This is a genomic window from Actinoplanes sp. NPDC089786 (assembly GCF_040684855.1).
Classification (GTDB): domain Bacteria; phylum Actinomycetota; class Actinomycetes; order Mycobacteriales; family Micromonosporaceae; genus Actinoplanes.
In genome coordinates, this window is the sequence record NZ_JBFBGU010000016.1 from 36,690 (window position 1) to 49,107 (window position 12,418).

A 12,418-nucleotide genomic window follows, 5' to 3' on the forward strand; every position below is an offset into this window, starting at 1 on the left:
GGTGTGCTGGCTATCCTCAGTTCACCTCGAAGGGGGAGGGCCCGGGATGGGTGTGCGGTCGTGGTGGGCGCGAACCCAGGTCCGGGGGTCCGAGCGGCTCGCCCTGCGCCTGCAGGCCGCCTTTCTGGCCAATGAGGACCCGCGGCTGCTGGACGCGTCGCTGGTGTGGACCCGGCGGGCGGTGGCGTACACCCCGCCTGATTCGCCGGAGCTGGCCGAGCGGTTGTCGACCATGGGCGACGTGCTGTGCATGCGGTACGAGCGCAACCACGACGTCGCCGGCCTGGAGCAGGCGCTGGCGATCCACCGGGGGGCGCTGACGCTGGTGGCGGCCGTCCCGGCCCATCCACACCTCTACACCGTGTACACCGGCCTGGGCAGCGCCCTGAGCCACCTGGCCCAGCGGGACAGCGACCTGGCGGTGACGGACGAGGCGATCGGCTACTACCGGGCCGCGCTGGAGGACCCGGCCGACGATCCCGACCTCCGGGCCATGCGCCTGGTCAACCTCAGCCACGCGCTGGAGCTGCGCTGCCTGTACGCCGCGGATCTGTCGTCCCTGGACGAGGCGATCGAGCTGCTTCGGACCGCGGTGTCGCTGACGCCGACCGGCAGCCATTTCTACCCGTGGCGGGCGTCCCGGCTGGCCAGCGCGATGGCCGGCCGAGCGGCGCTGGGCGGCGACAGCGACCCGGCGAGCGGCGTGACCGAGGTTCTCGATCAGATCCGCGCCGCGCTGCCCGGCGCCCTCCCGTCGTTCGCGGAGCAGGCCCGGATCCTGATCGGCCCGCTGCTGGCCGGCCCACCGGCCACCGACGCGCCCGGCCCGGAGACCGGCGAGCCGACTCCGGCCGCCGTCCTCGAGGAGGTGTCCGCGATCGTTCGCCAGAGCGACGCGCGCACGATGGCGCCGTTGTACCAGGCGGGCAATGTCGCGGGCATGCTCAGGCGGGCGGCCGCGTCCGGCGACCCGCGGCTGTTCGACGAGGCCGTCGCGACCGCCCGGGACGCCGTCGCGTCGACACCGGACGACCACCCGTTCCGGTACGCCGTCCTCGGGCTGCTGGGTGCGGCGCTGGGCCAGCGGATGGAGTGGCTGGGCCGGCGCGACGACCTGCCGGAGATGGTCGACGTGCTACGCCGGGCGGTGGCGGCCTCCCCGGCCGATGACCCCGCCCGCGGCGGCTTCCAGTCCGACCTGGGCAACGCGCTGGTGCTGTCCTTCGACACCACCGGCGACCTGGCCACCCTGACCGAGGCGGTGGCCACCTTCCGCGCGGCCGCGGCCGCCCTGCCCGACGACTTCGCCGAGCCGGGGATCGTCTGGACCAACCTGGGCGGCGCGCTGCTCCGGCTGCACGAGCGCACTTCCGACGCGCCCGCGCTGGACGAGGCGATCGACGCGCACCATCGCGCGGTCGCCTCGGCCACCGCCACCCATGTCAACCGCGGGATGTACGCCAGCAACCTCTCCGGCGCGCTGAGCCGCCGGTGGCGCGACGACGGCGACATCGCCGACCTGGACGAGGCCATCCGCTTCGGCCGCCTGGCCGCCGAGGCCGCGGGAACGCCGCCGGCGACCCGGCCGCTCTACCTCGGCAACCTCGGCGAGGCGCTGGCCGAGCGCGGCCTCCAGACCGGACAGACCGAGTCGCTGGACGAGGCGGTGCGGGTGTTCCGTGAGGTGACGACGTTGATGCCCGCCGGGCATGTCGCCCGGCCGAAGGCCCTGCACATGCTGGGGAACGCGCTGATCGTCACCGGCGAGGAGAGTGGCGCGACCATCGACGAGGCGGTGCGGGTGCTTCGCGAGGCGGTCGCCGCCGAGCCGTCCGGTTCCACGCAGCGGACGCTGATGCTCAACAGCCTCGGCCGGAGCCTGGTGCTGCGGGCCCAGCACGCCGAGAGCGACGGCCGCCGCCGCGCGGTGCTGGCCGAGCTGGCCGCCGTTCTGGCCGGCGGCGAGGCGGGTGAACCGTTCGCGAGGGCCACCGAGCAGACCGGAGCGAACGAGGGCGCGGAGATCGCCGCGCTGGACGAGGCGGTCAGCGTGCTGACCGAGGCGATCGCCGACCGGTCGGCCACCGCCGCGGACCGCTCCCTGTCGGTCGGCAGCCTCGGGTCCGCGCTGTGGATCCGGTACCGGTTGACCGGCAAGGCCCGCAACCTCAACCGGGCGGCGAGGGAACTCCGCCGGGCCACCGTCGAGGCGCCGCTACCGGGCCGGATCCATGCGGTCGCGCTCTCGTACCTCGGCCGGGTCCTGATGGATGTATGGCGCCGCCGCCACGACGACCGCACCCGCGCGGAGGCCGAGGAGGCGCTCCGGGCGTCGGTCGCGGTGGAGGTGGCGCCGGCCGATTTCCGGGCGTTCGTGGCCCGGCTGCTCGGCGACTTCATCGTGGAGACCGGCCGACCGGCCGAGGCGGTGGAGGCGTACGCCACCGCGGTCGGGTTGCTGGAGGCGATCGCCTGGCGTGGGCTGAGCCGGCCGGACCAGGAACGCCTGCTGGCCGAGTTCGAGGACGTGGCGGTGGACGCGGCCGCCTGCGCGCTGACCGCGGGACGGCCCCGGCTCGCCGTGGAGCTGCTCGAACAGGGCCGCGGCGTGCTGCTCACCCAGGTCATCGACGGGCGTTCCGGGTACGACCGGCTGCGTGCCGCGGCGCCCGAGCCGGCCGAGCGGCTCCGCGCGGTCCAGGACGAGCTCGGCGCCCGTTCGGCCGAGGGCGGCGACCAGCCGGACGCCGATCGGGTGCACGCGCTCGTGCGCGAACAGGACCGGCTGCTGGCCGAGATCCGCGAGCTGCCCGGCTTCGCCGATTTCCTCCGCCCGCCCGCCTTCGAGCGGCTCTCGGCCGGCGCTGGTGGGGGCCCGCTGGTCATCGTCAACGTCAGCCGGCTCCGCTGCGACGCGATCACGGTCACCCCGGACGACGTACGGGTGACCGCGCTGCCCGGCCTCGACCACGCCGAGGTGGGGCGCCGCGCGGACGAGCTGCTGCGCTTCGTCGCCGGCCGGGACGGCGACCGGAGGCGGCCCGAGGCCGAGCTCGGCGAGATCCTGGGCTGGCTGTGGGACGTCATCGCCGCGCCGATCCTGGCCGACCTGGACGTCGCCGGGCCGGACACCCGGCTGTGGTGGTGCCCGACCGGCCGGCTGGCCATCCTGCCGCTGCACGCCGCCGGGCGTCACGGCGCCGGCGGGCGCGACACCGTGCTGGACCGGGTCGTGTCGTCCTACACGCCGACCGCACGGGCGCTCCTGCACGCCCGGCCGCCCCGTGCGGCCGCCTCCACCGGAACGCGCGCGCTGGTCGTCGCCATGCCTCACACCGAGGGGTACGCCGACCTCCCCGGCGCCGAGGAGGAGCTGGCCGAGGTCACCGCCCGATATCCGGACGCGACCCTCGCGGTCGGGCCCGCGGCCACCCGGGCGGCGGTGCTGGCCGCCGTGGCCGGGTGCGACCTTGCGCATTTCGCCTGCCACGCCGCGCACGACCTGAACGCCCCGTCGGCCAGCCGGCTGCTGCTGCACGACCGGCCGCTGACCGTGCGCGACCTGGTCGCACACCGGGCCGGTCAGGCCGAGCTGGCGTACCTGTCGGCCTGCGAGACGTTCAGCGGCAGCCGGCGGCTGCCCGACGAGGCGATCAGCCTGGCCGGCACGGTGCAGCTCGCCGGGTTCCGCCAGGTCATCGGCACCCTGTGGGCGGTCAGTGACCGGTACGCCCCACGGGTGGCCCGTGCCGTGTACGCGGGCATCGCCGAGGCCGGCGACCTGACCGGCACGGCCGCCGCCCTGCACGACGCGGTCCGGTCCCTGCGCGACCGGCGGCCGGCCGCACCCAGCCTGTGGGCGCCGTACGTACACATCGGCCCTTGATCTTGATCTAGAGACGGCCCCAGATCTGGTTGGCGGCGCCGCCGCAGTCCCAGAGTTGCAGGGTCGCCCCGTTGCTGCCGTTCCAGTCCTTGATGTCGACGCACCGGCCCGAGGAGACGTTCACCAGGGTCCGGGCCGAGGTGAGGGTGAACCGCTGGACCGGGTTGGTGTTGCAGCCGGTCAGCTGGATCGGCGTGCCGTTGGTGAGTGCGCCGCCGGCCGGGTCCATGCACTTGCCCATCGCGCGAAGCGTGCCGTCGGACTCGGACGACCACTTCTGCGCGGCGCTGTTGTTGCAGTCGTACATCTGGAGCAGCGCCCCGTCGACCGGGTTGGCGCCGGGGATGTCGATGCAGCGGCCGCTGAAGTTGGACTGGAGCATCGTCGCGCCGGAGGCCGGGGGAGGGTCGTTGCCGGGCGGGGTGCCGGCGTCGCAGTCGTTGGTGCTGACCACGCTGTCGGTGTGCGTGCTGCCCGCTGACCGGTAGCCGTTGATCGTCGCGGTCGCCTGCGCCGGGGTCAGCACCTGCTTCTTGGCGTGGTAGAGGTAGTCGACCGACTGCAGGTAGGTGCTGGTGCCGCCGGCGTGCCCGGCCAGGTCGATGAACCACTGGTTGAAGTCGATCGACATGTTCTGCCGGGGGTAGTACTTGCCCGAGTGGTCACCGACCAGCGCGCCGTCGATGTAGTACTTGACGTGGCCGCCGGACACGGTCGCCATCACGTCGTGCCAGCCGTTGATGCTCCTCGCCTGCTGGCTGTGCTGGTTGTCGGCGTACCAGGGGTCGGCGACGTACGTGTACCAGGTGGTCTGGTAGTTGATCGGGCCCGCCTCGCCCCAGCCGCCGTTCGGCAGGTACTCGGAGAAGTCCAGCTCGGAGTAGGTGGGGTCGCGGGGCGCGGCCAGCGGGGAGATCGTGTAGAAGGTCTGGTTCACGTGGTCGCCGTCGGATCCGCTCGCCGGGGCGTCCGAGAACTTGATCCGGGCCAGGTAGGTGCCCTCGAAGAAGCGCCGGTTGCTCTGCGAGAACTCGGCGTGCGACGTGCCGCCGGCGGCGCCGTTGGTGACCGCCTTGAGCTGGGCGACCTTCTGCCCGTCGACGGTCGGGAAGGCCACGTTGTCGGCGAGCCACTGCGCGCCGGGTACGCCGGGGCCGCCGGCGTTGGTCCGGATGCTCCAGCCGCGCTGGCTCAGCGCCGGGTCGGTGCGCGACGAATAGCTGAAGTCGTCGAACAGCACGCCGCAGCCGACCGCGGCGCTGCTGCTCGGCGCGGAGGCGATGCCGAGGCCGGTGAGGGCCGCGGCGGCCAGGGCGATGGTCGTACCGATGACGGTCTTGCGTCTTGGCTCGAGTCCCATGGGGGTGGGCTCCTTCGTGGGGATGCGCCGAACTGACCAGTGGTAAGGTATTGACCGTCCTCCATGCCACCAGCCCACGTCAAGTCCTGTGTTACCACTGGTCAATCTCGGCAGGGCATAGGGTGATGCTGTGCGGCGGGCTGAGGTACGGGAGAAACTGCGCGAGCTGATCGAGGTGCGCGCGCCGGGCGATCCCATGCCGTCCGAGCGGTCGCTGTGCGAACACCTCGGCGTCTCCCGGCCGACGGTCCGGGCGGCCATCGACGAGCTGGCCCGCGACGGCCTGCTCGTCCGTCAGCACGGGCGCGGCACGTTCACCAGCCCGCACAAGATCTCGCAGGAGGTTCCGTCCGCCTCCGGGCAGCCCGTCCCGCCGGCCGAGGGGGACTGGACGAGCGAGGTGCTCGTGTTCCGCACCGAATCGGCCGGCGCCCGGCTCGGCCGGCGGTTGCGGGTCTCCCCGGGCGACGACCTGCTCCACGTGACGCGCCGGCGGATGGTCGACGGCGAACCGATGGCCATCGAGGAGATCCGGCTGCCCGCCGCCCTGGTCACCGGCATCACGGCCGACGACTTCGTGGCCGGCTCGCTCTACCGCCTGATGCGCGAACGCTTCGGCGTGGACGCGACCGACGCGGTGCAGATCACCGAGCCCACGGTCACCGACGCCCAGGAATCCCAGCTGCTCGGCGTGCCGCTCTACTCACCGGCCCTGCTCTTCGAACGGACCACCCGCGACGGCAGAGGCCGGGTGATCGAGTTCACCCGGTCCATCTACCGCGGCGACCGCTACCGCATCACCAGTCACCTCAAGCTGGGCCCGAATTCGGGTTGAGCTAGAAGCCCGGCGGGACCGTGACGGTGATCGGCTGGTTGAAGTCGTAGAACTCGGTGCTGGAGGAGCCGGCCGGCCCCCGGTCGACGGTGACGCGGCGGATGAGGTTGCCGGCGGCCCACACGTCGATCGAGGCGATCTCGTCGGCGTTCTCCAGCTCGAACCACGCGGTCTGGCCGGCCGGCAGGGCGGCCAGGGCGGCGCGGGCGCCGGTGGTGATCTCCAGCCGGTAATGGGTCGCCTCGGACCCGCGGACCTTCTCCTCGCCCAGGTCCTCCACCTCGGCGTCCGCCAACGCGGCCCGCACCACCGCGCCGGTCGACTCGGCGAACGGGGCGAGGCTCGACTCGGGGGTGACCTTTCCGGTCCGGGGTTTCGGGTCGTCGCTGGCCCGCTCGTAGAACCGGCCGCCGACGATGACCGAGGTGACCGTGACCGGGCCGTCGCGCGACACCAGCGACATGTTCTCGCCGGAGACCTCGATCGTCGCCGACCTCGGCCGGCCGTCCTCCGCCCGCACCTGGGTGACGCCCCGCAGGGAGGTGACGTCGGCCGTGGTGTTGGCCGCCGCCAGCACCATCTGGTCCGGCGCCGGGCCGCTCCCGCCGACCGTGACCACGGTCAGCACCGCGGCGGCCGCGGCCGCGGTGACCGCGGCGGCCCAGGTCAGCGGCCATCGCCAGGAACGCGCCGGACGAGCCAGGCGCGCCGGGCCGGCCGCGACGGGCTCGGCGGTCGCGGACGTGGACATCGCGCGGTGCAGGATGTCCCGGTAGCGGGCGGAGCCCGGGGCGGGTGGCTGGTCGCTGACGGACGGGTCCAGCGTGCGCAGCATGGTCAGGTCGTCGTCCTCGAGCTCAGGCATGACGTCTCCGTTCGTTCAGGGCGGGTCGGGGGTCCATGTTCCGCAGGTGGCGGTCGAGTTTGAGGCGCGCCTTGTGCAGCCGCGACGAGACGATCGCCGGGGTCAGGTCGAGCAGCGTCGCGATCTCACCGGCGCCGAGGCTGTCCCAGGCGCGCAGGAGCAGCAGCTCACGGTCGTCCTCGTCGAGGGCGGCCAGCGCCGACCACAGGCCCTGCGGCGACGGTTCGGCGTCCTCGTACGCCTCCGGCGGCCGGTCGATGCTGACCAGGCGCAGGTGCAGCCGGTCGCGGCGGACCCCTTCGCGCCGGTGGTTGGCCAGGATGCGCCGCGCCACCCCGAACAGCCACAGCCGCGCGTCCGCACCGGGGATGTCGTCGCGCCGCCGCCAGGCGACCGCGAACGTCTCGGCCGTGATGTCGTCGGCATCGGTCTCGGATGTCGTACGCCGGCGGGCGAATCGCCACACATCGGGGAACTGCGCGGCGAAGAGCGCGCTGAAATGCTCCTCGTCCATGCCACCTCCACTCGAGCTGGGAATGATCTTTCACCCAGCACATGTCCGGGCGGCCCGGTATCTCGCCGTTCGCCCGGCGGGAGTTCGCGGACGCCCGCCGGCCGCCCGGAGGCCCAGCTCAGCGCCGTGATCCTGCTCGCTCTAGGGGCCCAAAGCGATGGGGAGTGCGTACGTTCGTACGCACTCAGGAAGGAACCACCGCATGGACCGCGCCCCCACCCGTCGAGCGGATCCTCGGGCGGCCGGTGCTGCCGACGATGCACGGCTTCTTCAGCCTCGGCACGGTCGTCGGCGCCACCGCCGGCATGGTGCTCACCGCCGTGGCGTACCCGGCGGCCTGGCATCTTCTCGTGATCGGCCTGATCAGCGTTCCGGTGGCGGTGCTCTCGGTCCGCCACCTGCCGGCCGGCCTGGGCCGGGGAACCGCCGCCGGGAACCGCGAGCGGGGGAGCGCTCCGGTCTGGCGCGACCCGATCCTGCTGATCATCGGCGTCATCACGCTCGCGATGGCCCTGACCGAGGGCGCCGCCAACGACTGGCTGCCGCTGATCATGGTGGATGGCCACGGCTTCGGCGCCGCCCTGGGCTCGGCGGTCTACGTCGTCTTCGCCGCCGCGATGACGCTCGGCCGGTTCACCGGCAACCGCTTCCTGGAGCGGTACGGCCGGGCGCGGGTGCTCGCCGCCGGCGCGATCATCGGCGGTGCCGGCGTGGCCCTGGTCATCGTCGTCGACAGCCGGCTCGTGGCGTTCGCCGCCGTCCTGCTCTGGGGCCTGGGCGCCGCCCTCGGCTTCCCGGTGGCGATGTCGGCGGCCGGGGAGTCGGGCGACCACCCGGCGGCCCGGGTGTCGCTGGTGGCGACCGTCGGATACGTGGCCTTCCTGGTCGGGCCGCCGGCCCTGGGCTTCCTCGGCGACCACTACGGCCTGCGGAACGCGATGATCGTCGTCCTGGCCTTCCTGGTCCTGGCCGCCGCGATGGCCGTGCGCCTCCACCGGGCCACGGCTCGCGTGGAGGTCGCCGGCTGAAGGCGGCCTCCACCCAAGGTTATAGACGGATCTCCCTCCGGAGCCCGATCCGCCGGCCGGGCCGCGTCGGCCAGACTTTCCGGCATGAACGCTCCGTCCACCACCGACAGCGCGCCGGCCGGCCGGTTCCGGGTCTGGCGCCGCCGCGTGCTCCTCGCCGTCGCCTGCCTCCCGCTCGCCGCCGCCAGCGTCCTGCACACGATGGGCCGCTCGGGCGACTTCGGCCTGCTGGGCCGCTGGTACGTGCTCACCGGGCTGACCGTCGTCTCGCTCCTGGCCTGGCTGCTCCTCGAGAAGGCGATCGCCCGGACCACCCCCGCCGCGCCGGAGGACTGAGGGCCGCCCGCTGACCGGGCGGGCTGGCAGGATGGCCGGCATGACGTACCACGTACGGCCGCTCGGGCCGGCGGATCGGCAGCTCGCGTGGCACCTCGGCAGCCTCGCCTTCGGCTACGCCGAACAGCCCGTTCCCGAGGGCTGGACCCCGGACTCGCCGGACCGGCGCGTGCTCGGCGTCTTCGACCCGGCCGGGCGGCTGGTGGCCAAGGCCGACGATCGCGAGCAGGGCCAGTGGTTCGGCGGCCGGATCGTGCCGGTCAGCGGCATCGCCGGTGTGTCGACCGCACCCGAGCTGCGCGGGCGTGGCCTGGCCCGGCTGGTGCTGACCCGGCTGCTGGAAGGCGCCCGGGAGCGGGGCGCGGTGATCAGCACCCTGTTCGACACCACGCCGGCGCCGTACCGGGCCCTCGGGTGGGAAGAGGTCGGCGCGCTGGTTCACCACCGGGTGCCGGCCCGGGTGCTGGCCGAGATCCGGCCTGATGCCACGACCACGTTGCGACCGGCGACCGAGGCCGACCTCCCCGCCGTGTCCGAGATCTACCGCGAGGTGGCGCGGGCCGGCAGCGGGCTGATGGAGCGGTCCGGTCCGGCCTTCGGGGCGATCCCGGCGCAGGTGCTGGCCGCGTACCACGGCTTCACCGTCGCCGTGGACGACACCGGCACGATCGCCGGGTACGCCAGCTGGAACCGTGGCCCCGGCTACGACGCGAACGGCCGGCTCACCGTGGACGACCTGATCGGACGGACGCCGGAGGCGACACGCACGCTGCTGGCCATGCTCGGCGCCTGGGCCAGCGTCGCGCCCACCGTGCTGATCCGGCTGGGCGCCGCCGATCCGGTCTGGTCGCTGGTGGCGCGGGGTGATGCCAAGCCCGAGTCGGCCCGGCCGTGGATGCTGCGGGTCGTCGATGCCCCCGGCGCGGTCGCCGCCCGGGGCTGGCCGCGGCACCTGACCGGCGAGGTCGACCTCGAGCTGTCCGACGACGTCTGCCCGTGGCATCAGGGCCGCCACCGGCTGGTGCTCGCCGGCGGGAACGGCCGGTTGGAGCCGGGCGGCGAGGGCACGGTCCGGCTGGCGCCGCGCGGCCTGGCCGCCTGGTACGCGGGCGCGGCCACCCCGCAGCAACTGCGCCGCAGCGGCTTCCTGACCGGCGGGGACGCCGGCACCGACGAGCTGCTGCGCGCCGCGACCGCCGGCCCGGCGCCGACCCTGCACGACTACTTCTAGCGCTCTTCCCAGGCCTGGGCATAAGTCATAGGCTTCGATGGCGTACGACGCCGAGGAGGGGTCATGAAGCGCTTGCTCACGTACCTGGTGGCCATGGTGGTGGCGGTGGGGCTGGCCGGTCCGGCGGCCGCGACGGCGTCGGCGCACCCCCGGTTCACCGCGCTGGTCTTCTCCAAGACCGCGGCCTTCCGGCACGACTCGATCCCGGCCGGGGTGGCCGCCATCCGGCAGCTCGGCGCCGAGCACAACTTCACCGTCGACGCCACCGAGGACGCGTCGGCGTTCACCGACGCCAACCTGGCCCGGTACGACGTCGTGGTGTGGCTCAGCACCACCGGTGACGTGCTGAACGACCAGCAGCAGTCGGCCTTCAAGCGCTACATCCGTGCCGGCGGCGGCTACGCGGGCGTCCACGCCGCCTCGGACACCGAGTACGACTGGCCCTGGTACGGCCGGCTGGTCGGCGCGTACTTCCGTGACCACCCGGGCTCGGTCAACGCCCAGTTCCAGGTCGCGACCGTGAACGTTCTCGGCCGGGACACCCCGGCCACCCGGCCGCTGCCGCGCTACTGGGACCGGGAGGAGGAGTGGTACAACTTCCGCACCAACCCCCGGCACACCGTGCGCGTCCTGGCCGAGGTGGACGAGCGGACGTACGACCCCCGCGGTTACAGCGTCCCCGGCGGCTCGCCCGGCATGGGCCCGCACCACCCGGTCTCCTGGTGCCAGCCGTTCGACGGCGGTCGCGCCTTCTACACCGCGATGGGCCACAAGAGCGAGTACTACTCCGACCCGCTGCTGCTGGCCCACCTCTACGGCGGCATCCGGATGGCAGCCGGCGTGACCCCCTTCAACTGCGGCACCGAGAACTAACCCAAACGCTCATCACGTTTTGTGCGTTTGCGCTGGTCAGTGGTGGCGCGCGATAGTCGCAGGATGCCGACCATCAGACGTGTCGTCGCCGTTGTCGCCGCCGCTGCCGTCGTCCTTGGACTGTCGGGCGCCGGGGCCGAGGCGAGAGGCCGGACGACGCTGTACGTGTCCCCTCACGGATCCGACACCGCCGACGGGACGGCTCGTCATCCGCTGCGTACCCCGCAGCTCGCCGTTGATCGTCTCGGCCGTCCCGGCGGCACCGTGCGGCTGCTGGGCGGCCGGTACGCCCGCCAGCGGATCGTCATCAAGGACCGCGCCCACCTCACGGTGCGGGCCGACGCCGGAGCGGTGCTCGACGGGGCGGGCCTGGCGCCGCTCGCCGGGCAGAGCGGCATGGTCGAGATCCGCGACAGCTCCGACGTGACCGTCTCGGGCCTGACCGTGACCGGCTACCGCACCAGCCTGCTCACGGCGGTGCCGATCGGCATCCTGGTGATCGGCTCGGGCCACGCGATCCGGCTCAGCGGCAACCACGTGCACCATCTCGGCAACGACAACGGCACCCTGGGCAGCTTCGACATGAACGCGCACGGCATCGCCGTGTTCGGCACGAGCGCGGCCCGGTCGCTCTCCGACGTGAGCATCACCGGCAACGAGCTCGACCATCTCGTTCTCGGCGCCAGCGAGACGCTGGTGCTGAACGGGAACGTCGACGGCTGGTCGGTGACCCACAACGTCATCCACGACAACAACAACATCGGCATCGACGCGATCGGGTTCGAGTCGACCATCGGCGGGGCGGCCCGGTTCACCGAGGTCAACCGGGCCCGGAACGGGCTGATCGCGGGCAACCGGGTGTCCCGCATCATCAGCGAGGGCAACCCGGCCTATTGGGACGACGGCTCCTGGTGCAACTGCGCCGACGGCATCTACGTCGACGGCGGCGCCGCCATCACCATCACCGGCAACCGGGTGGACGCCTCGGACATCGGCATCGAGGTCGCGTCGGAATGGCGTCAGGGCCGTACGAACGACATCACGGTCAAGGACAACACCGTGACCGGCAGCCGCTACACCGGCCTGGCCATCGGCGGCTACGACCAGGACCGCGGCGAGGCGTACGACGTGACCGTCACCGGCAACCTCCTGCGCGGCAACAACACCCTGAACGACGGGTCGCCCGAGATGCTCCTGCAGTACTACGTGCACGACACCACGATCAGGCACAACACCGTCATCGCGACGAACCCGGACCAGGCCGTGCTGCTGTTCCGGAACGCCCCGGCCGGCGGCGCCGCCAAGAACGCCCGCGTGGTGCTGAACGACAACACCTACCGGGGACGGGTGCCGGCCGGCCAGGAGTCCTACTTCTGGAACGGCGCCGAGCAGCGGGGGCTCCGGGCCTACCAGGCCGTCAGCGGCCAGGACACCAGAAGCACCTACCACCGCTGATCATTGACAACGTTGAATAACGGGGGCGAGGATGG

At 73.1% G+C, this 12,418-nt stretch carries 10 protein-coding genes; 7 read left to right on the forward strand and 3 right to left on the reverse strand.

Annotated features, from left to right (window positions below; genetic code table 11):
* Positions 1 to 46: 46 nt before the first annotated feature.
* The gene (locus AB0O15_RS33170) at positions 47 to 3,886 is read left to right on the forward strand and encodes a CHAT domain-containing protein (RefSeq protein WP_364326796.1); all 3,840 of its coding nucleotides are present in this window, start codon (positions 47 to 49) and stop codon (positions 3,884 to 3,886) included.
* A gap of 7 nt (positions 3,887 to 3,893) precedes the next feature.
* Here AB0O15_RS33170 and AB0O15_RS33175 read toward each other — a convergent pair whose 3' ends face one another.
* Positions 3,894 to 5,246 carry an RICIN domain-containing protein gene (locus tag AB0O15_RS33175; RefSeq protein WP_364326799.1) on the reverse strand — a complete coding sequence of 451 codons (1,353 nt, stop codon included), beginning with the start codon at positions 5,244 to 5,246 and terminating at the stop codon, positions 3,894 to 3,896.
* Positions 5,247 to 5,376: 130 nt separating this feature from the next.
* Here AB0O15_RS33175 and AB0O15_RS33180 point away from each other — a divergent pair, with 130 nt between their 5' ends.
* Positions 5,377 to 6,081, forward strand: coding sequence for a GntR family transcriptional regulator (locus AB0O15_RS33180; protein ID WP_364326802.1), 705 nt, complete (start codon positions 5,377 to 5,379; stop codon positions 6,079 to 6,081).
* 1 nt (position 6,082) lies between these two features.
* On the opposite strand, the gene AB0O15_RS33185 is transcribed toward AB0O15_RS33180, so the two are convergent.
* Together AB0O15_RS33185 and AB0O15_RS33190 are read right to left on the reverse strand one after the other, a co-directional pair.
* Positions 6,083 to 6,946 carry a hypothetical protein gene (locus tag AB0O15_RS33185; protein ID WP_364326805.1) on the reverse strand — a complete coding sequence of 288 codons (864 nt, stop codon included), beginning with the start codon at positions 6,944 to 6,946 and terminating at the stop codon, positions 6,083 to 6,085.
* Positions 6,939 to 7,460 carry a sigma-70 family RNA polymerase sigma factor gene (locus AB0O15_RS33190; RefSeq protein ID WP_364326808.1) on the reverse strand — a complete coding sequence of 174 codons (522 nt, stop codon included), beginning with the start codon at positions 7,458 to 7,460 and terminating at the stop codon, positions 6,939 to 6,941. Before AB0O15_RS33190 ends, AB0O15_RS33185 begins: the two co-directional genes overlap by 8 nt.
* A gap of 164 nt (positions 7,461 to 7,624) precedes the next feature.
* Between AB0O15_RS33190 and AB0O15_RS33195 the strand changes: the two genes are divergently transcribed.
* The 5 genes from AB0O15_RS33195 to AB0O15_RS33215 all read left to right on the forward strand — a co-directional run bounded on the left by AB0O15_RS33195 (position 7,625) and on the right by AB0O15_RS33215 (position 12,383).
* On the forward strand, positions 7,625 to 8,488 hold the full coding sequence (locus AB0O15_RS33195; protein WP_364326811.1) for an MFS transporter: 864 nt from the start codon (positions 7,625 to 7,627) through the stop codon (positions 8,486 to 8,488).
* Positions 8,489 to 8,572: 84 nt separating this feature from the next.
* Positions 8,573 to 8,824, forward strand: coding sequence for a hypothetical protein (locus AB0O15_RS33200; RefSeq protein ID WP_364326814.1), 252 nt, complete (start codon positions 8,573 to 8,575; stop codon positions 8,822 to 8,824).
* A gap of 40 nt (positions 8,825 to 8,864) precedes the next feature.
* Positions 8,865 to 10,055, forward strand: coding sequence for a GNAT family N-acetyltransferase (locus AB0O15_RS33205; RefSeq protein ID WP_364326817.1), 1,191 nt, complete (start codon positions 8,865 to 8,867; stop codon positions 10,053 to 10,055).
* Between the two features lie 63 nt (positions 10,056 to 10,118).
* A complete protein-coding gene (locus AB0O15_RS33210) occupies positions 10,119 to 10,928 on the forward strand; it encodes a ThuA domain-containing protein (RefSeq protein ID WP_364326820.1) in 810 nt (269 codons plus the stop codon).
* 63 nt (positions 10,929 to 10,991) lie between these two features.
* Positions 10,992 to 12,383 (forward strand): hypothetical protein, encoded by a 1,392-nt coding sequence (locus AB0O15_RS33215; RefSeq protein WP_364326823.1) that lies wholly within the window; start codon positions 10,992 to 10,994, stop codon positions 12,381 to 12,383.
* Positions 12,384 to 12,418 lie beyond the last annotated feature (35 nt).